Source organism: Streptomyces neyagawaensis (assembly GCF_023516595.1).
GTDB lineage: Bacteria > Actinomycetota > Actinomycetes > Streptomycetales > Streptomycetaceae > Streptomyces > Streptomyces neyagawaensis.
The window spans coordinates 11704-31962 of sequence record NZ_JAMGBG010000078.1 but is presented as its reverse complement, the minus strand read 5'-3'; the positions used below and the strand labels follow the sequence as shown (position 1 = coordinate 31962).

At 71.5% G+C, this 20259-nt stretch carries 15 protein-coding genes; 12 read left to right on the top strand and 3 right to left on the bottom strand.

Features of this window, described 5'->3' with window-relative positions:
* Positions 1-20: 20 nt before the first annotated feature.
* The 9 genes from M8J73_RS29025 to M8J73_RS28985 all read left to right on the top strand — a co-directional run bounded on the left by M8J73_RS29025 (position 21) and on the right by M8J73_RS28985 (position 8024).
* Positions 21-1439, top strand: coding sequence for an NAD(P)/FAD-dependent oxidoreductase (locus M8J73_RS29025; RefSeq protein ID WP_055540684.1), 1419 nt, complete (start codon positions 21-23; stop codon positions 1437-1439).
* 211 nt (positions 1440-1650) lie between these two features.
* The gene (locus M8J73_RS29020; RefSeq protein WP_055540683.1) at positions 1651-2103 is read left to right on the top strand and encodes a hypothetical protein; all 453 of its coding nucleotides are present in this window, start codon (positions 1651-1653) and stop codon (positions 2101-2103) included.
* A gap of 192 nt (positions 2104-2295) precedes the next feature.
* Positions 2296-2940, top strand: a complete 645-nt coding sequence (locus M8J73_RS29015) for a type 2 periplasmic-binding domain-containing protein (protein WP_055540682.1) — start codon at positions 2296-2298, stop codon at positions 2938-2940.
* On the top strand, positions 2921-3622 hold the full coding sequence (locus tag M8J73_RS29010; protein ID WP_055540681.1) for a cupin domain-containing protein: 702 nt from the start codon (positions 2921-2923) through the stop codon (positions 3620-3622). Before M8J73_RS29015 ends, M8J73_RS29010 begins: the two co-directional genes overlap by 20 nt.
* Positions 3619-4386, top strand: a complete 768-nt coding sequence (locus M8J73_RS29005; RefSeq protein ID WP_055540680.1) for an SDR family oxidoreductase — start codon at positions 3619-3621, stop codon at positions 4384-4386. The genes M8J73_RS29010 and M8J73_RS29005 overlap by 4 nt, the downstream gene beginning before the upstream one ends.
* A 14-nt stretch (positions 4387-4400) precedes the next feature.
* Complete coding sequence (locus tag M8J73_RS29000) at positions 4401-5156, top strand: SDR family NAD(P)-dependent oxidoreductase (RefSeq protein WP_240501545.1); 756 nt, start codon at positions 4401-4403, stop codon at positions 5154-5156.
* 75 nt (positions 5157-5231) lie between these two features.
* Positions 5232-6563: an MFS transporter gene (locus tag M8J73_RS28995; RefSeq protein WP_240501543.1), complete on the top strand. Its 1332-nt coding sequence runs from the start codon at positions 5232-5234 to the stop codon at positions 6561-6563.
* Entirely contained in the window at positions 6553-7734 is a 1182-nt protein-coding gene (locus M8J73_RS28990; protein WP_055540678.1) for an aminotransferase class I/II-fold pyridoxal phosphate-dependent enzyme, read from the top strand. The genes M8J73_RS28995 and M8J73_RS28990 overlap by 11 nt, the downstream gene beginning before the upstream one ends.
* Positions 7731-8024: a Dabb family protein gene (locus tag M8J73_RS28985; RefSeq protein WP_055540677.1), complete on the top strand. Its 294-nt coding sequence runs from the start codon at positions 7731-7733 to the stop codon at positions 8022-8024. The genes M8J73_RS28990 and M8J73_RS28985 overlap by 4 nt, the downstream gene beginning before the upstream one ends.
* Before the next feature lie 23 nt (positions 8025-8047).
* On the opposite strand, the gene M8J73_RS28980 is transcribed toward M8J73_RS28985, so the two are convergent.
* Both M8J73_RS28980 and gabT read right to left on the bottom strand, forming a co-directional pair.
* Positions 8048-8935, bottom strand: a complete 888-nt coding sequence (locus tag M8J73_RS28980; protein ID WP_249829274.1) for a phosphatase PAP2 family protein — start codon at positions 8933-8935, stop codon at positions 8048-8050.
* Positions 8936-9255: 320 nt separating this feature from the next.
* Positions 9256-10590, bottom strand: coding sequence for a 4-aminobutyrate--2-oxoglutarate transaminase (gene gabT, locus M8J73_RS28975; protein ID WP_055542888.1), 1335 nt, complete (start codon positions 10588-10590; stop codon positions 9256-9258).
* A 271-nt stretch (positions 10591-10861) separates the two neighbouring features.
* Here gabT and M8J73_RS28970 point away from each other — a divergent pair, with 271 nt between their 5' ends.
* From M8J73_RS28970 to M8J73_RS28960, 3 genes are all read left to right on the top strand, one after another.
* Positions 10862-12991 (top strand): ATP-binding protein, encoded by a 2130-nt coding sequence (locus tag M8J73_RS28970; protein ID WP_249829273.1) that lies wholly within the window; start codon positions 10862-10864, stop codon positions 12989-12991.
* A 229-nt stretch (positions 12992-13220) separates the two neighbouring features.
* Positions 13221-15092, top strand: a complete 1872-nt coding sequence (locus M8J73_RS28965; protein WP_249829272.1) for a PucR family transcriptional regulator — start codon at positions 13221-13223, stop codon at positions 15090-15092.
* 419 nt (positions 15093-15511) lie between these two features.
* Positions 15512-16957, top strand: coding sequence for an aldehyde dehydrogenase family protein (locus M8J73_RS28960; protein ID WP_249829271.1), 1446 nt, complete (start codon positions 15512-15514; stop codon positions 16955-16957).
* A gap of 134 nt (positions 16958-17091) precedes the next feature.
* On the opposite strand, the gene M8J73_RS28955 is transcribed toward M8J73_RS28960, so the two are convergent.
* The gene (locus M8J73_RS28955; protein WP_055542315.1) at positions 17092-19950 is read right to left on the bottom strand and encodes a glycoside hydrolase family 3 protein; all 2859 of its coding nucleotides are present in this window, start codon (positions 19948-19950) and stop codon (positions 17092-17094) included.
* Positions 19951-20259: the final 309 nt, after the last annotated feature.

The following is a 20259-nucleotide window of genomic DNA, read 5'->3' as shown; positions in this document are numbered from 1 at the left end:
CTCTGTAGGGAGTTGAAATCATGGCCCCTAGCGCCATGAACCGTTGGACAAAGTCTCTCTCCGACGCACAGCCGGTCCCGTACTGGCTCGAAGACCCCGGCAAGCCCCACCCCGAGCCCGCCCTCACCGGCGCCGAGACCTGCGACCTGCTGGTCGTCGGCGGCGGCTACAGCGGACTGTGGACCGCGCTCATCGCCAAGGAGCGCGACCCCGGACGGGATGTCGTCCTGCTGGAAGGCCGTGAGGTGGGCTGGGCCGCCTCCGGACGCAACGGCGGCTTCTGCGCCGCCTCCCTCACCCACGGTCTGGCCAACGGCCTCAGCCGCTGGCCGGACGAGATCCACAAGCTGGAGGAGCTGGGCGCCCGCAACCTCGACGAGATCGAGGCGGCGGTCGCCCGGCACGACCTCGACTGCGACTTCGAACGCACCGGTGAGATCGATGTCGCCACGGAGACCTACCAGGCCTGGGAGTTGCGCGACTGGTACGACGAGATCAGCCGCAGGGGCCTCGCCGACGGCATCGAGTTCCTCGACGCGGACGCCGTCCGTGAACAGGTCGCCTCACCGACCTTCGAGGCCGGGCTCCACGACCGCCGGGGCGTCGCGATGGTGCACCCCGCCAAGCTCGCCTGGGGCCTCAAGCGCGCCTGTGTGAAGCTCGGCGTCCGCGTCTACGAGCACACTCCCGCGCTGGATCTGAAGGCGTACGGCGCCGGCATGGCCGTCCGCACCCCGTACGGCCAGGTCCGCGCCCGTCAGGTCGCCCTCGGCACCAACATCTTCCCCAGCCTGGTCAAGCGCGTCCGCGCGTACACCGTCCCGGTCTACGACTACGCCCTCATGACCGAGCCGCTCACCGCCGACCAGCTGGCGTCGATCGGCTGGAAGAACAGACAGGGGCTCGGGGACTCCGCCAACCAGTTCCACTATTTCCGGCTCTCCGCCGACAACCGCGTCCTGTGGGGCGGCTACGACGCCATCTACCCGTACGGCGGCCGGGTGCGCGCCGAGTACGACGACCGGCCCGAGACGTACGCCAAGCTCGCCGGCCACTTCTTCACCTGCTTCCCGCAGCTGGAGGGCGTCCGCTTCACCCACGCCTGGGGCGGCGCCATCGACACCTGCTCCCGCTTCTCCGCGTTCTTCGGCACCGCCCACCAGGGCAAGGTCGCCTACGCGGCCGGGTACACCGGGCTGGGAGTGGGCGCCACCCGGTTCGGCGCGGAGGTCATGCTCGACCTGCTCGCCGGGGAGCGCACGGAGCGCACCGAGCTGGAGATGGTCCGCAAGAAGCCCCTGCCGTTCCCGCCGGAACCGTTCGCCTGGACCGGTATCGCCCTCACCAAGTGGTCCCTCGCCCGCGCCGACTCCCACGGCGGCCGGCGCAACCTCTGGCTGAAAGCCATGGACCGTCTGGGGCTGGGCTTCGACAGCTGACACCACGCAGGATGGAGGGGGCGCACCGAAGCGCTCGCGAGCCATGGGCGTACGCCTTGCTGGAACCGGCGTACGCCCAGCTCGAATGCCATCATCGGATTCACCACCAGGAAATGAGGGGAACCCGCGTAATGCCCGCCCCGCACCGCTGTCTGTGCTCCTGACGCGACCCCGCGTCCGACGGAGCTCTACAGAGAGGAAGGTCCCCGTCATGACTGGGGCCAAGACGGCGGTCGAGTGGCTGGCAGCGGTGGCGCCGGATCCGGACGCCTGCCGCTGGGAGTGGGAACGCAACCCCCTGGGAGTCACCTTGCTCCCGGCGGGCCGGGCCTGGGACGTGCTGATCCTGCCGGGGGAGCTCGGCTACCCCACGCTGGACGTTCTGACCCGCATCATCGACCGACTCGGGCCCGTGCTCGTCGACTTCGGCGACGACCGCATGGGCTTCTTCGTGCCCCCGGGAACGGCGTCCCGCTGGCTCGGCACGGGGGTGCGCAGCGCGGGCCGCGGCACCTGGATCGTGGTGCCGTACCCCGGTCGGCAGTCCGGCGGCGTGCGCTGGCTGATCCCCCCGGACGGCACCGGCACCCTCACCGACCCGGCCCTGCTGGAACTGGCGATGCACGAGGCGGCGGCGGGCCTCGCCGGGGACCAGGACCGTTGAGCGGAAAGGCCCCCGAGAAACACCGTTCTTGGTGCGGCAAGGGGAATGGATTGCGCCATTGACTTGATTCGCGTTGACGAAACACAAGGGAAACAAAAGCCGTCAAGTTCGCACTTGAACGGCTCAAGCGAGTGCCTTAAGCTCCAGTCCGTCCCCAGATACATGTGCCAGCCAACTGGCCCAGGCGGAAGAATGGAGGTGGTCATGGAATTATTACGGATTCCCGGAGTCGAGAGGCAGGCGCTCATGGCGCTGTTTCCCCTGGATCCCGCTCGATCCGTCAAGATCGGGACGCTGGGACCGGAAGGGACGAGCAGCGAGCACATCGCCCGGATGATGCTGCGCTGCATAGGTGATCCCGAGAATTGCGAGATAACTCTTGAGGATACGTTCGAGCGGTGCATGGACGCCCTCGTCGACGGAGTCATAGACCTCGCACTGGTACCCCACGCCTACTCGAAAATCAACGCGTTCTATATGCATCCCGGCTTGCAGCCGGTGAGTGTGTTTCATGGGAGCACGCCGGAATACGGCCTCGCCACCCGGCCCGACTTCGCGTTCGACGACGAAGTGCTGCGCACCGACACGGTCGTCAGCCACCCCGCTCCTGTTCCGATGCTCGAGCACCATGTCGCCGGGCCTGTGAAGGTCGCGACCGTGACCTCCACGAGCCAGGCCGCCGGCCGCGTCGCCGACGGGCATTACAACATCGCTCTGACGAACGAGCAGGCGGTCGAGCAGTACAACCTGAGGTTTGTCCAGAGGTTCTCGCGCATCCCCATGACCTGGACCGTTTTTTCGCGGAAGAAGGATGGACATGACCACCGGTGTGCGTGAAACCCCCTTCTTCCCGGCCGCTGACGCGCTGCTGCACGAGAACGGCGTGCGCAGCGATTCCTATCGGCGGGACGACACCGAGGTGCGGCTCTCCTATCTGGCGCCGGGAGCCGTGCTCGACGAGGCGGCGACGGCGTGGGCGCGGGTCGGGATCGTCGTGCGCGGGGAACTCGCCGTGACGGTCGAGGGCGTCACGAAGTCGATGACGGCCGAGCACGACGTCTTCGTCGCCCCGCCCGGAGCATGCCTCTCCGTGACGAACACGTCCGCCGAGGAGACCGTCCTGCTGGAGATCAAGCGCGACAAGCCCGGGGAGAGCTACCCCGCCCCCAGCGGCTATTTCCTCGAACCGCTGGAATCACGCAAGTTCGTCGGCATGGATGTCACCTTCTTCCTGGCGGACTGGATCGAGCTCATGCTCGCCAACATTCCGGCCGGTGGCGAGATGCCCTATCACAAGCACTCCCACGAACAGATCGGCACATGCCTGGAAGGTCGTTACGAGATGACCGTCGAGGGCTCACGGCATGAATTGCTTTTCGGCGGAACCTACTTCTGCGCCAGTCAGGAGGGGCACGGGGCAGCAAATCCCAACACCGCCGTGGCGCGTTCCCTGAACATTTTCATCCCGCCGCGCTACCACCGGGTCCCGAAACCGGCCTCGGAACAGGAAAGCGAGTGACCCGACTGGCACTCGTCCTGGGGGCCGGCCGCGGAATCGGAAGGGCGACCGCGCTGCGCCTGAACGCGACCGGCCATGCCACGGTCCTCTGTGCCCGAAATCGGAGCGACCTGGAAAAGGTCGCCGCGGAATCCGTGGGCGGACCCACCCCGTGCGTCATCGCGGGAGACATCACCTCGCCCGCTTTCCGTGCCGAACTCGTCGGTGAGACGGAACGCCGGTTCGGAAGGATCGACGTTCTGGTCAACAACGCGCCGGGTCCGGCGCCGGGCGCCTTCGACAGCGTGTCGGCCGACGACATCGGTGCCGCCATGGAGCAGAAGCTCGTCCCGTACCTGGACCTGATCAAGCTGGTGGCACCGCTCATGATGCGCAACAGGTTCGGGCGCATCGTGAATGTCGTCGGAAACGCCGGAAAGGAACCCGCCCCCGGATTGTTCCTCTCCGGTCTGGTGAACGCGGCCGTCGCGAACGCCGGCAAGTACTTGGCGAGTCAGTACGCCCCGCACGGAGTGACCGTGAACTGCGTGCATCCCGGAGTCATCCGCACCCAGCGGTACGACCGTGCCGTGGGGCACATGAGTCGCTCCGAGGGGATCTCGCCGCAGGAGGCCGAGGACCGGATGCGGCGGTCCATCCCCATGGACCGGCCGGGTACCGCCGAGGAGGTCGCCGCCCTCGTCGGGTTCCTGGCGTCCGAGGAGGCCTCCTATGTGACGGGGCAGCAGATCTCCGTCGACGGCGGCCACATGACATGCGTATGAGAGGAGACCGACTCGTGGCGTTCAAGGACAAGGTGGTCATCGTCACCGGTGCCGCCTCCGGGATCGGCCGCCGGACCGCGATCGAGTTCGCTCGGCAGTCCGCGAAGGTCGTCGTCGCGGACATCGACGAGAAGGGCGGTGAGGGCGTGGTCGCGCAGCTCACGGAGGAAGGGCTCGACGCCGTCTTCGTGCCGACCGATCTCACCGTGGAGGCGGACTGCGCGCAGCTCGTCACCACCGCCACCGAGACCTTCGGCCGACTCGACGTTCTCGTCAACAACGCCGGGATCGAGGTCACCACACCCCTGCACGAGATGCAGGAGCACGAGTGGGACCGGCTGGTCGACACCAACCTGAAGAGCATGTTCCTGTGCTCCAAGCACACCCTGCGCCAGATGATGTCGGCCGCCCACGGCGGGGCCATCGTGAACGTCTGCTCCGTCAGCGGCCTGGTGGCCTGGCCCGGCATAGCCGCCTACAACTCCACCAAGGGCGGCGTACTGATGCTCACCAAGTCCCTCGCCATCGACTACGCGCGACACAACATCCGGGCGAACTGCGTCTGCCCCAGCATCATCGACACCCCGATGACGGACGTCTCCAACGGCCACGACGACGCCGTCAAGGCGGAGAAGGCCAAGCTGAATCCGATCGGCCGCCTGGGCACGCCCGAGGACGTCGCCCACGCGATCCTCTTCCTCGCGTCGGACAAGTCCTCGTTCATCACGGGCACCGCCCTCACCGTCGACGGCGGTTACACGGCCATCTAGCAGCCCGCGGAGGACCTTCGGATCGTCCTCTCGCGATCCCCCCGCACCGAAAGAAAGAAAAGAAAGGTTGGCCGAGTGTCGGACCGATTGAACGGCGAGGAACGCTCCGGCGGATTCCCGCTCCTGACCGTGCTCGCCCTGATGGCGGGGATCTTCGCGGTCGGCTCGGAGGAGCTGGTGGTCTCACCGCTTCTCGTGGGCATGGCCGACTCGTTCCGCACCTCGGTGGCCCTCATGGCGCTGTCCGTCACGGTGTACGGCGTCGCGACGGCGATCGGCGCCCTGATCTTCGCTCCCCTCGGGGACCGTATGTCACGCCGGGTCAGCCTGACGATCGGGATGACGATGTTCGTCCTGGGGACCGTCCTGTGCGCGCTCGCCCCCTCACCGGCCCTGCTGTTCACGGGACGGGCCCTGGCAGGTCTGGCGACGGGCGCCTTCGTCCCGACGGCCTACGCCTTCGTCGGTGACCAGATCCCCTACCGGCACCGCGGCCGGGCCATGGGCATCATCGTGTCGAGCTGGTCGCTGTCGCTCGTGCTCGGCGTACCGATGGGATCCTTCGTCGGCGGCTGGGTCGGCTGGCGCTGGACCTTCGGGCTGCTCGCGATCCTCGGTGCCCTCGTGACCGTGGTGCTGGTCCGGGCCGGCGGAAGCGGCACCGCCGCCGACCCCGCCGCCGGCAACACGGGCGCCACACCGGACGGAGAGGCGGCCGCCGAGCCGTCGGACCGCGGCTGGGTACGGGACGCGGCCCGCGCCTTCCTGGCGCCCCGTGTGCCCACCTACGTCCTCGCCACCTTCCTGAACATGCTGGGCTTCTACGGGATGTACACCTTCCTCGGCAGCGCCCTGCAGTACCGCTTCGGCACGGGCAGCTCCATGACCGGCATCATGATCCTTCTCTACGGTCTGGGCTTCGCGACCAGCTTCCTCACCGGCCGATGGGCCGATGAGTGGGGCAAGGAGCGTGTGCTCGTCGTGCTGCTGGCGGGGCTCGTACCGGCCCTCGCGCTCATCCCGCAGGCCACGCGCTGGACGCCGCTCCTCGTGGTGTGCCTGTTCCTGTGGGGGGCGATGCAGAGCCTCGTGGTCACCCTGCTCAGCACCCTGCTGAGCGAGTGCTCGCAACAGCACCGAGGTGCGATCCTCGCGTTCTACAGCCTCGCCACCAACCTCGGGGTGGCCATCGGGGCGGCGGTGTTCGGCTCCCTGTTCTCCGCGTACGGATTCGACGCCCTCGGCTGGGTGTGCGCCGCCATCACCCTGATGGCCTTCGCCCTGACCGGCTGGGCGCACCGGGGGCGCGACGAGCGGACCGCCGGCCACCCGACCGCCGGGGCTCCGGATCCCGGGGCGGCCGTGGACCAGGCTCGGGGAGCGAAGGTCGTCGCCCATGAGGACTGAGACCGCGCGCAGGCTGCGTGACCTGCCCAGAAGCTCCTTCGCCACGACCGTGGCCAGGATCGACCAGATGGTCGCCGCGGGCGAGGACGTCGTCAACCTGTGCCAGGGCAACCCCGACCTGCCGACTCCGCCGCACATCGTGGAAGCGCTCCGCAGGGAGGTCCTCGACCCGGCCACCCACCGCTACGGCTCCTTCTCCGGCCTGCTCGAACTCAAGGCCGCGATCAGCGACTGGTACGCGACTCACCACGGGGTCCGTCTGGACCCCGAGACCGAGGTCGCGATCCTGTTCGGCGCCAAGGCCGGCCTGGTGGAGATCAGCCAGTGCTTCCTCGACCCGGGTGACGTCTGCCTGATGCCCGACCCGGCTTTCCCGGACTATTGGGCGGGCGTGGTCCTCGCCCGGGCGGACATGCGCCCCCTGCCGCTGCACAGGGAGAACGGCTTCCTGCCCGACTACACGGAGCTGGACCCGGCCACCCGCGCACAGGCCAAGCTGATGTTCCTGAACTACCCCAACAACCCCACATCGGTGACCGCCCCGCCGGACTTCTACGCCGAGACCGTCCGCTTCGCCGCCGAACACCAGGTGATCGTGGCGTCCGACTTCGCCTACGGGGCACTGGGCTTCGACGGTGAGCGGCCCGTCTCCTTCCTGGAGACGGACGGGGCCAAGGACGTCGGGGTCGAGTTCATCTCGCTGTCGAAGATGTTCAACATGGCCGGCTGGCGGGTCGGAGCCGTGGTCGGCAACCGTGACGTCGTCGCCGCGATCAACCTCCTCCAGGAGCACTACTACGTCTCGCTCCCGCCGTTCATCCAGCGCGCCGCCGTCGCGGCCCTCACCGGCCCGCAGGACTGCGTCGACGAGCTGACGGCGGTCTACGAACGACGCCGTGACCTCTTCGTCGCCGGGGTGCGCGACGCCGGATGGCCCGTCGCCATCCCCCGGTCGATCTTCGCCTGGCTGCCGATCCCCGCCCACCAGAAGTCCGCCGAGTTCGCCGACGACCTGCTCACCCGGGCCAGGGTCGCCGTGGCCCCCGGCCACTGGTTCGGCGAGCACGGCGAGGGATACGTACGGGTCAGTCTGCTGGCCCCCGAGGAACGCCTCCGCGAGGCCGTCGCCCGGCTCGCCGCCTTCTCACGATCCACGGGAGACCTGCTGTGATACGCCACGTCGTCCTGTTCCGGTTCAAGCCGGGAATCGACTGGAACGACCCGCGCGCCGTCGAGGCGGAGCAGTCCACCGCGAAGGTGGGCAGCGAGGTGCCCGGACTCCATACATGGCGCTGCGGACGCAATGTGTCCACCCGGGCCGTCGCCTACGACTTCTACGCCGAGGGAGTCCTGGACGACATCCCCGCCGTCGACCGCTACCTGACCCACCCCTTCCACCAGCGCTCGGCCGAGCTCTGGCGGGAGATCGCCGACTGGGTCGTCGTCGACGTGGAGGCCTGACGCGCGGGTCGGCGTGGGCTCCCCTACCGCTCCTCCAGGCCCGTCCCCTCGGGGGTACGGGAGTGGGGGCGCGGGGTGCGGGAGCGGGGGCGTGACCAGCGGCTCAGCGCGGTGAGGAGCATCGCGCACACGCACCAGCTCGCCACCACGTCGAGCGGCCAGTGGTAGCCCTGACGCACCAGGCCGGCACCGACGCCGAGGTTGACGACGACCGCGCAGCAGACGGCCGCGCCGCGCGCCGGGGCGCCGCGCAGCCAGGGCAGGAGCAGCAGAACGGCGGCGCCGTACGCCACGGAGGCGGTCGCGGTGTGGCCGGAAGGGTAGAAACCCGTGCCCGGACCCATGATCGCGGGGCCGGGGCGGGCGACCAGCTCCTTCAGCGGGACCACCCAGAGCGGTACCGCCGCCATGAGCGCGGCGGCGCCGGCGGCGGGCCGCCACCAGTGGTCCGTACCGGTGGCACGCGCGCGCCACGCGACGTGGGCGAGGACGAGCGCGAGCACCGGCACGGCGACCGTGACATTGCCGAGGTCGGCCAGGAACTGCGCGGCCGCGCCACGCCGTACGAGGGAGTCGCTGAGGCGTTCGTCCGCGCGGGCCAGCGGGCCGTCCGCGACGACTTGCCAGGTGATCAGCGCGAAGAGAAGGCCCGGAAGGCCGAGAAGGAGGAGTCCGGGGAGCCCGGGAAGGCTGTGGAGTCCGGCGCGACGGCCGGAGGAAATGGTCGGCCGCCCTCGAACAGGGGGGGTGGTTCGAGAGCGGCCGTCCGGATCGGTGTGCCGCGCGCCCCGGGGGGTTTGGGGCGAGCGGCCATCCGATCGGTGAGGAGATCCGGAGCCGGAAGCTCCGGGTGTGTGCGCGAGGGCACGACCAGGGCGAAGCTGGGGAGGCCCCGACCAGGTGTCGCCCACAGTTCCCTGTGGGCGGGGTGTATCTCTCATCTGCTCAAGAACCTACGGCAGGCCGTGCGGTGGCGACAGGTGAAAACGCGACCCGACATGCACTTTGCACACCTTCTTCACGCCCTCCGACGCTCGTCCACAGGCACCGGAATCCGGGGCCGCGTTCCGGTTCCGGGAAGCGTGGGACGTCGGAGGCGGATGGGGGATTCCGTATGCGCGCCCCGTGCGGGGCGGGGCCGGCAGGGGGCGCGCAGGGGCTCGCGGAGGCTCACGAGAGGCTTGCGAGAGGGCTCTCGCCAGAGGGCCCGCAGGAAGGCTCGCGAGAAGGCTCAGACGCGGGTGAACGCCTGCTCGATGATGTCGAGGCCCTCGTTCAGGAGGTCCTCGCCGATGACCAGCGGCGGCAGGAAGCGCAGGACGTTGCCGTAGGTGCCACAGGTCAGGACCAGCAGGCCCTCCTGGTGGCAGGCCTTCGCCAGCGCGGCGGTCGCCTCCGGGTTCGGCTCCTTCGTCGTGCGGTCCTTGACCAGCTCGATGGCGATCATGGCGCCGCGACCCCGGACGTCGCCGATGACGTCGAACTTCTCGGCCATGGCGGTGAGGCGGGACTTCATGATCGCCTCGATGTGCTTGGCCTTGGTGTTGAGGTCGAGCTCCTTCATCGTCTCGATGGAGCCGAGGGCGCCCGCGCAGGCGACCGGGTTGCCGCCGTAGGTGCCGCCCAGGCCGCCCGCGTGGGCGGCGTCCATGATCTCGGCGCGGCCGGTCACCGCGGCGAGCGGGAGACCGCCGGCGATGCCCTTGGCGGTGGTGATCAGGTCGGGGACGATGCCCTCGTCCTCGCACGCGAACCACTGGCCGGTGCGGCAGAAGCCCGACTGGATCTCGTCGGCGACGAAGACGATGCCGTTGTCGGAGGCGAACTTGCTGATGGCCGGGAGGAAGCCCTTGGCGGGCTCGATGAAGCCGCCCTCGCCGAGGACCGGCTCGATGATGATCGCGGCGACGTTCTCCGCGCCGACCTGCTTGGAGATCTGGTCGATGGCCTGGGCGGCGGCCTCCGGGCCCGCGTTCTCCGGGCCGGTCGGCCAGCGGTAGCCGTAGGCGACGGGCACGCGGTACACCTCGGGGGCGAACGGGCCGAAGCCGTGCTTGTACGGCATGTTCTTGGCGGTGAGCGCCATCGTCAGGTTGGTGCGGCCGTGGTAGCCGTGGTCGAACACGACGACGGCCTGCCGCTTGGTGTACGCACGCGCGATCTTCACGGCGTTCTCGACGGCCTCGGCGCCCGAGTTGAACAGGGCGGACTTCTTGGCGTGGTCGCCCGGGGTCAGCTCGGCGAGGGCCTCGGCGACCGCCACGTAGCCCTCGTACGGCGTGACCATGAAACAGGTGTGCGTGAAGTCCTGGAGCTGGGCGGAGGCCCGGCGGACCACGGCCTCGGCGGAGGCGCCGACGCTCGTCACGGCGATGCCCGAGCCGAAGTCGATCAGCCGGTTGCCGTCCACGTCCTCGATGATCCCGCCGCCCGCGCGCGCGGTGAACACCGGCAGCACGGAGCCCACACCCGCCGCCACCGCGGCGGTACGACGTGCCTGCAGCTCCTGCGACTTCGGTCCGGGAATGGCGGTGACTACGCGGCGCTCCTGCGGAAGTGCGCTCATGTGGGGCTCCTGGGGGCGTTACGGACGCTTGTCTTCTTTTCTCGCAGGCTAGGACCGAGGAGGAGTGGTGGGCATGCTCCATGTGGGCGTTGTTGCGGAGTCCGCTTGTCCGTGGTGGACATGGCGCGTTGTCGGAGGTGAACGGGGCCGCTCGGGTCACGGACCGGCAGCTTCCGGGCCCACCCGGCCGCGTATGCGGTGAACTCCCCTTGCGAGAGCGTTAGATTGGCACGCTGATGGTGGACGGAACGGCTGGTCAGGGGGCAAGGCGATGAACAGCGACGGGACGCGGGACGCACGGGGCACGCATGCGAATCCTGTGCCGCGTCCGGCGGGGTCGCCGGAGATGCCCGCGGTGCCTCCGCTGCCTCCCATGCCCGCGAGCGTGCCCGGAGCGCCGCCCAGGCCCGACGGGAACACCTTCCTGACCTGGCTGCGGACACCCAGGCCGGACGCGGCGCCCGGCGTCTGGCGGCTCGGCCACCGGCCGAGGCCGGAGGAGGAGCCCGAGATCGTGCCCGGCCGCCAGCTGCTCGGCGGCGCGGTCATCGCCTTCCTCGTCGGCTGGCTCATCTGGTCCCTGCTCTGGAACGGCTATCTCGGCGGCTGGTGGCTGGTGCCGCTCTATGCGATGATCCCGGACTCCTGGGCCCCTGCCCACTCGTACTCCGCGGTCGTTCTCAGCTATGTCTGGTACGTCGTCGTCGCTCTGGCGATCATGATCGGTGTCGGGCGGCTCGGCCGCTGGGGCGAGGTCTGGCGCCGGTACGGCGCCCCGCGCTTCAAACAGCCCCGTGAGCGGCAGGTCCTGCCGCCGCCCGAGCGGGATCCCGCCGAATGGCCGCAGCTCAGGGAGGCCGGTGCGACCGACGTCGCCGACCGGCTCGGTGCCGAGGCGCGGGCCGGGCTCATGCGGGATGTGGATCACGCACGGATCATGCGGGCGTGGCAGGGGGTGCGCAGTGGGCGGCACAGCATGGCGACGTTCACCGGCGCGGTGCTGAAGGACGGCGCGGCGGCCTGTCTGCATCCGTCGGGGGAGCGGGACCTCCCGGGCCGGCTCGCGCAGCACGACATGGTGACCGGGCAGGTCCGGCTCGGCACGACCGCCGACGACCCCCGCAACCCGTACGCCTACCGCGGCACCGGCCTCGCCCTCGGCCCGGAACTGCTGGGCACGTCCCTGCTGGCCGTCGGCCCCGCCGGGTCGGGGAAGACCGGCGGCATCGTGTGGCCCGTCGCCGAGTCGCTGTGCCTGCACGCGCTGGCCGGCCGGGCCGCCGTGGTGGTCGTGGGCGCGGCGGGCGCGGGGCTCGGTCCGGTCGACGCCTACGACGTCGTCGTCCGCATCGGCAACCCGGAGTCCGTGTACGACCTGGACCTCTACGGCGGCACCACCGACCCCGACGAGGCGGCCGCCGTCCTCGCCGAGGCGCTCGTCGGTGACCTCGCCGACCCGCACCCCGGCGGCGACAGCCGGCGTTCGACCACCGTGCTCGCGCAGCTGCTCGGCCCGTTCCGGGCGGTGCACGGGCGGTTCCCGTCGGTGCCGCAGCTGCGGCAGCTGCTCGACGGCGCCCCCGGCCCGCTGGGCGAGCTGCGCCAGGCGCTCCAGGACGCCGGGCAGGACTCGCTGCTGCGGGAGCTGGACGCGCGGGAGCGGCAGCTCGGGCACCCCGGTGACGTCGGCTCCGTCCTCGCCGACCGGGTCGCCCTACTGGACCGGCCCGCCTTCGCCGGGTTCTTCAACACCTCGGGCCAGTCCCGGCCGTTCTCCCTCCGGGCGCTCGACCATCCCGTCCGGGTCCGCATCGACCTCCCCGAGCGCGGCCACGCCGACGCCTCGCGGATCCTGGCCCGGCTGGTGCTCGCGCAGTTCACCGCGAGCGTGTCGGTACGGGAGGACCGCTCGCTGTTCGCGTGCCTGGTGCTGGACGACGCCACGGGCGTCATCACCCCCGAGGCCGTACGCGGCATCCAGCGGCTGCGGTCCGCCAACGCGGGCACGGTCCTCACCCTGCGCACCCTCGACGACGTGCCCCGGCCGTTGCGCGGGCCGCTGCTCGGCGCGACCGGCTGCCGTATGGCGCTGTCCGGGATCACCCCGTGGGACGGCCAGGACTTCGCCGAGGTCTGGGGCAAGGAGTGGACCGAGGCGCGGGACGTCACCGACCGGCAGATCATCGCGGACTCCCCGGCGGGCAAGGCATGGCACGCGTTGCGCCGGGTGATCACCGGCTCCGCGCCGACCGCCCGCGCCGTCACCGTGCGCCAGGTCGAGCGGGAGCGCTGGTCCGCGTCCGAGCTGGCGCACGCCGTGCCGCCCGGCCACGCGGTGCTGTCCCTGACGGACGTCCGCGGCGAACACGCGCCACCGCTGCTGGTGAACCTGCGGGGCTGAACGACGGAGGCCTTCGGATGCCATCGGAGGCATTCGAAGGTCATGGGGGCGGAAGGGGCGCGGGATCGGGCGTGAGGGGCGCGCGGTGACCGTACGGTGAGGCAGAATCGGTACTGGCCGTTCATACGCGGCGGCCAAAACGTACGACGGTGATCGCCGACCCGACCGGGATCCCGATGCCCCGACGCGACGCCGCTCCGAGTAGATTCCGACCCGTTCTGAAGGCCCGATGCCCCCGACGCTCGCCTCGCTCGTCCACCACTCCGCGCTCAAGCTGACCGTGCGGGCGGGCGGGGACCGCCTGGACGTGCCCGTCCGCTGGGCCCACGTCAGCGAGCTCGCCGACCCCGTCCCGTACATGGAGGGCGGTGAACTGCTGCTGATCACCGCGCTCAAGCTGGACGCGGAGGATCCGCAGGAGATGCGGCGCTATGTACGGCGGCTGGTGGGAGCCGGGGTCGTCGGGCTCGGCTTCGCCGTCGGGGTGAACTACGAGGAGGTCCCCGAGGCGCTCGTCGAGGCGGCGGACGCCGAAGGACTGCCCCTGCTGGAAGTGCCCCGGCGCACGCCCTTCCTCGCCATCAGCAAGGCGGTGTCGGCGGCCATCGCCGCCGACCAGTACCGGGCGGTGACGGCGGGCTTCGCCGCACAGCGCGAACTCACCAAGCAGGCGCTGGGCGCCGGTCCCGAGGGGGTGCTCGCCGCGCTCGCCTCACAGGTCGACGGGTGGGCCGCGCTGTACGACGCCTCCGGTGCCGTGGTGGCCGCGGCGCCCGACTGGGCGGAGCGGCGGGCCGGGCGGCTCACCGCCGACGTCGAACGGCTGCGGGACCGGCCCGCCCCGGCCAGCGCGGTCGTCGGCGGCGAGGACCGCGTCGAGCTGCACTCCCTCGGCACCGGGCGCAGGGCCCGCGCCGCGCTCGCCGTCGGCACGGCCGCCGCCCTGGGCACCGCCGAGCGGTACGCCGTCCACTCCGCGATCGCGCTGCTGACGCTGACGACGGAGAGGTCGCGCTCGTTGCACGCCGCCGAGCAGCGGATCGGGGCGGCGGTGCTGCGGATGCTGCTGGCCGGGGAGCCGGACCACGCGAGGGCCGTCGCCGGGGATCTGTACGGGCAGCTGCTGGACGCGCCGTTCCGGCTGATCCTCGCCGAGTCGGGCTCCGCGTCGGCGGCCCGGGCGCGGGCGGAGGGCGCGGTCGGCCCGACCGGTGCGTCGACCGGGAACGCCGGCGTCGCCGGGAGCGGCGGGGCGGTCGGCCGGGAGAGCGGACGGTACCGGTCCGCCGCGTTGGCCGCCGCCACTGCGAACGGCCATCCGCTCGCGCAGCTCGCCGAGGTCGTCGAGGCGGCGGCCGCGCGGGGCGGAGAAGCCGTGCTCGTCGTGCCCGAGGGGGAGCGGCTCGTCGTGCTCGCCGTGGACGGGGGCGCGGCGGTCGCCGCGTGCGGGGAGTTCGCGGGGGCGCTGGAGACGACAAGGTCGGCGACCGCGCGAACCGCCCGGGGCGCGGGGGGCGGGGGCGGTACGGGCGGGACGTCGGCGGCGGCTTCGGGAGCCGCCCCGGCCGCGACCGGTCCCGCGGTTTCGGCTGCGGGCCCCGGCGGGGGCCCGGCTCCCCTGTCGGCCTCCGCCGCGGGCGCCGCCGCGGCATCCGCGTTCTCCGAGGAGGAGGAACTCGTCGTCGGCCTCTCCGCGCCTGCCGGGCCCATAGCGGTCTCGGCCGCGTACAAGCAGGCCGAGCAGGCGCTGTCGGTGGCGCGGCGGCGGGGGCGGTGCCTGGTCGAACACGAGGAACTGGCGGCGGGGTCCGTGCTGCCGCTGCTCGCGGACGACGCGGTGCGGGCCTTCGCGGACGGGCTGCTGCGCGCGCTGCGGGAGCACGACGCGACCGGGCGGGGGGATCTGGTCGCCTCGTTGCGGGCGTGGCTGTCGCGGCACGGGCAGTGGGACGCGGCTGCGGCGGATCTCGGGGTGCATCGACATACGTTGCGGTACCGGATGCGGCGGGTGGAGGAGATCCTCGGGCGGTCGCTGGACGATCCCGATGTGCGGATGGAGCTGTGGCTGGCGTTGAAGGCGACGTCCGCGGCGGGGGAGTGACCAAGGGGAGTGACCAGGGGTCCTCGCCCCCGCCGCCCTTACCCGTCCCATCCCCAGGGGCTGCGCCCCTTCGACCCCGCCAGGGGGAGTGGGCAGGTGCGGGTGGGTGGGGGCTGATCGCGCAGATCCCCGCGCCCCTGAAAGAAGGCCTGCGGCCCCTTCGTCAAGAAGCGAGGGCCGCAGGCCCCGCTTTTTGAGGGGCGCGGGGAACTGCGCGACCCGCCACGACGCGCCCGCACTCGCCCACCCACCCGCACCCCCGAGTCATCAGGCGCCCGGCCCCACCCCCACCGCACCAAAGCGGCGCAACCCCCCGCCCCACTCATACGCCCCGGACAAACGACCCCCCGGCCTCCCGGCCCTACCGTGGAGCCGAGAAGAGGCTGTACAGAGACGCACCGAAGGGCCGGGAATTCACTATGAACGCCACGCATGCCTTCTGGCTCGCCGGCCGCGAGGCCACCGGTGAGACCACGTTCGACGTCACGTCACCGTGGGACGACCGGCTCGTCGGCAGGGTGAGCGTGCCCACGGACGCGCAGGTCGAGGAGGCGGTCGCCGCCGCGTACGCCGTACGGGACGAGTTCGCGGCGACCCCGGCGCACGTACGGGCCGCCGCGCTGGACCACGTCAGCCGACGCCTGGCGGAGCGGACCGAGGAGATCGCGCAGCTGATCTCCGCCGAGAACGGCAAGCCGATCAAGTGGGCCCGCGGCGAGGTCGGCCGTGCCGTGTCCGTGTTCCGGTTCGCGGCGGAGGAGGCCCGCCGGTTCAACGGCGGTGAGGCGCAGCGCCTCGACACCGACCTGGGCGGTCAGGGACGGCTCGCGGTCACGCGCCGCTTCCCGAAGGGCGTCGTCCTCGGCATCGCGCCGTTCAACTTCCCGCTGAACCTGTGCGCCCACAAGATCGCCCCGGCGATCGCGGCCGGTGTGCCGATCATCCTGAAGCCCGCCCCGGCCACCCCGCTCTCCGGTCTCGTCATCGGTGAGCTGCTGGCCGAGACCGAGCTGCCCGCCGGGTCGTGGAGCGTCCTCCCCGTCGCCAACGACCGCATGCCGGCCCTCGTGCAGGACGAGCGGCTGCCCGTCATCTCCTTCACGGGTTCCGAGAAGGTCGGCTACGCGATCATGGACTCGGTGCCGCGCAAGCACTGCACGCTGGAGCTGGGCGGCAACGGCGCGGCGGTCGTGCTCGCCGACTACGCCTCCGACGAGGACCTCGACTGGGCGGCGAACCGGATCGCCACGTTCTCCAACTACCAGGGCGGCCAGTCCTGCATCTCGGTGCAGCGGGTGATCGCGGACGCGTCCGTCTACGACCGGCTGCTGCCGCGCGTCGTGGCCGCGGTGGAGGCCCAGGTCACCGGCGACCCGTCCGACGCCGCCACCGACGTCGGCCCGCTGGTCAGCGAGGACGCCGCCAAGCGGGTCGAGACATGGGTCCAGGAGGCCGTCGACGCCGGCGCCACCCTCCTCACCGGCGGCAAGCGCGACGGCGCCTCGTACGCGCCGACCGTCCTCGCCGACGTGCCCGCCGACGTCACGCTCTCCTGCGAGGAGGTCTTCGGCCCCGTCCTCACCCTCCAGAAGGTGGACGGGGAGGCCGCGGCCTTCGCCGCCGTCAACGACTCCAAGTACGGCCTCCAGGCGGGCGTCTTCACCCACGACCTGCAGACCGCCTTCCGCGCGCACCGCGCCCTGGAGGTCGGCGGCGTGGTCATCGGCGACGTCCCGTCCTACCGCGCCGACCAGATGCCGTACGGCGGCGCCAAGCAGTCCGGCGTCGGCCGCGAGGGCGTGCGCTACGCGATGGACGACTACACCTACGAGCGGGTGCTGGTGCTGACCGGCCTCCAGCTCTGAGCCTCCACGGACATCGACCCCTAGCTTCTGACAATCGTTTTCAGGTAGGCTGGGGTCAGATCCCGGGATGAAGGGGCCCGGCACCGATGCCTTCCGGTGCCGGGCCCCTTCTGCGTCGGCCTGCTTCCGGACCCTCAACCGGAGAAGCCGACGCGCGCGAGCCGCAGGGGCCCGCGCAGTGCGAGGTGGACGTCGTGCACACCGGCGGCGGAGACGGCGGCGTGCAGGGTGGTGTACGCGTACGGGTCCCCGGCGGGGGTGTCGAGCGTCAGGGTCGCCAGCACCGGGCCGCCGACGAGGGAGAGCTCGACGCTTCCCCCGCCCGCGACCTCGACCGACATCCCGGTGACGCCCGGCCCGAAGTCGCAGCCGTTGAAGACCAGTTCGCCCGAGGCGCCGCCCAGCGGGGTCACCGCGTCGCCGGACACCTTCGTGCGGTCGACGATCTCGGTGCCGCGCTGCTCGTCGAAGTCCGCCGCGTTCAGGCCGCGTTCGCGGACCGGGCGTGGGGCGAGCGGCTCGCCCTCGACCTCGACGGTCGTACGGAGCCGGATGTCCTCGCTGGACGCGCCGGCGAGCACCTCGTAGGAGCCCGGCTCCAGCCGCAGGGTGCCGTGCGCCACGTCCCAGAACTCCAGCACGGACAGCGGCAGTCGGAAGGTCAGCTCGGTCGCCGCGCCGGGTGCGAGGGTGACGCGGCGGTGGCCGGCCAGCTCGCGGCGCGGGCGCGGGACCGAGGGGTCCACGGCGCGGACGTAGAGCTGGGCGACCTCGTCGGCGGTCACCTCGCCGGTGTTGGCGACCGTGAAGGACACCGTCAGCCGGCCTCCGCCGCCGTCGTCTCGCTGCTCCACGCGGGCGTCGAGGTTCTCGTATGCGAACGTCCCGTACGACAGGCCGTGGCCGAACGGGAACAGTGGTTCGCCCTCGAAGTAGAGGTACGTCTGGCGGCCGCCGATCACGTCGTAGTCGAGGAGGTCCGGCAGGTCCGTGTCGGAGGCGTACCAGGTCTGCGGGAGGCGGCCGGCGGGGGAGACGTCACCGGCGAGGACACGGGCCAGGGCGGTGCCCGCGGCCTGGCCGCCGTGCGCGGTCCACAGGACGGCCGGCAGTTCGGCCGGGTCGACGGCGTACGGGTAGGCCGAGACCAGGACCAGGACCGTGTTCGGGTTGGCGGCGCGGGCCGCGCGCAGCAGGCGCTCCTGGTGGGCGGGCAGGGCGAGGGTGGTGCGGTCCTCGGTCTCGCGGCCGTTGATGTGCGGGTCGTTGCCCGCGACCACGACGACCACGTCGGCCCCGGCGGCGGCCTCCGCCACCGCCTCCTCGCCGGGCTGCGTCACGACGAGCTCGAAGACCTCCGGATTCCCGTCGGCAACCTTCACGCCGTCGGCGGCGACAGTGACGTACCGGCCCGTCCCCGTGTGCTTCAGGAGGTGACCGTTCTCGTGCGGCTCCAGGCGGAACGTCTCCTGGACCACCCAGCCGCCCGGCTGGTCGGCGGCGGCGCGGACCCGGCCGTCCTCGGCGACCGAGAGGTAACGGCCGTCCGGGGCGCGGAAGGTGAGGACGCCCTCGCCCCAGTCGACCAGGGCGAGTTCCGTGCCGGTCGCGTCGGTGGTGAGCGGGGGCAGATCCGTCCGGCCCGCGAGGAGCGCCGGATCGAGGGCGCCCTCCGCGCCGCGCACCGCGTCGGCGCTGTCGCCGGACTCGGGGACGGCCAGGTACGCGCCGCCCGCCGTGCGCAGCCTCACCCGGTCCACGCCCTCCGCGAACGTCACGCGCCCGGCGCCGAACCGGTCGTAGAGGCCCTCCAGCGGGGTCGAGCGGTGGATGAGGGTGCCGCTGTACCAGTCGAGCTTGCACTCGTCGGCGAGGAGGCCGACGACGGCGATCCGGGTGTCCTCGGCGAGCGGCAGCAGACCGCCCTCGTTCTTCAGCAGGACGATCGCCTGCTCGGCGGCCTCCCGGGCGAGGGCCCGGTGGGCCGGGGTGTCGAAGTCCTTGATGTCGGCGTACGGGTCGGCTCCGGGGTCGAACTCGCCGAGCCGGAAGCGGACGGAGAGCTGGCGGCGGACCGCCTCGTCGATGTCGTCCGCGGTCAGCAGGCCCCGGTCGAGGGCTCCCCGGATGCGCCCGATCATCGTCGAGCTGTCGGTGCCGTGGTCGGTGAAGCTGTCGACGCCGGCGCGCAGCGAGGCGGCGGCCGCCTCCTCGTGGGTGTCGAAGTAGTGCTCGGAGTCGACCAGGTTGGACGGGGCGCCCGCGTCGGAGCAGACCATCAGGGGTTCGTCGGTCCAGGTGCGCAGCTGCTCGGCCAGATAGGGCGAGACATGGTTGGGGCGGCCGTTGACCAGGTTGTAGGCGGGCATCACGCCGGCGACGGCGCCCGCCTCGACGGTCGAGCGGAAGGCCCGCAGGTCGTATTCGTGCAGGACGCGCGGGCGGACCGAGGAGGACGTCTCGGAGCGGTCGGTCTCGTTGTTGTGGGCCAGCCAGTGCTTGAGGACGGGGGCGGTGCGCCAGTACGTGGGGTGGTCGCCGCGCAGCCCCCGGGTGTACGCGGTCGCGATCGCCGACGTCAGCGTCGAGTCCTCGGAGTAGCCCTCCTCGTTTCGGCCCCACAGGGGGTGGCGCAGGAGGTTCACCGTCGGCGACCAGACGTTGAGGCCGACGCGGTCGTCGCGCGCCCGCATGGCGCGGACCTCGGTGGAGACCGCCTCGCCCACCCGGCGGACGAGGTCGTCGTTCCACGTGGCGCCGAGACCGACGGCCTGCGGGAACACGGTCGCGGGGCCCATCCAGGCGACCCCGTGGAGGGCCTCCTGGCCGGTGCGGAACGCGGCCACCCCGAGCCGGTCGACGGCGGGCGCGAACTGGTGCAGGAACGCGATCCTCTCGTCCGGGGTGAGCCGCTGGAGCAGGTCGTCGATGCGCTTCGCGATCGGCAGCCGCGGATCACGGAACGGCGGCACGGGCGGCGTCTGAGCGGTCACGTGGGATCCCTTTGCGATGGAGCGGCGCGAGCCTTTCGAAGCGCTTCGATGCTCATTCGACCGTGGGGTGGGTGTCAAGAGACCGAGGTGCAACGGATCCGTTTCTTCACTGTCATGCAGGCCGCGTTCGAGGGCCGCGCCAGTGGTCCGTACCTCCGGGAAATCTGGGAATCGACCCTTGTGCACCCCCGGTCGTTCACTTAACCTCGCAGCAACATCGAAGCGCTTCGACGGTGGAGGGTTCGCTTCGCCAGCCTCCCCCTCCCCTCCGCCGGTCATGGGTTCCATCGCTTCAGCACAGCCAGTTCC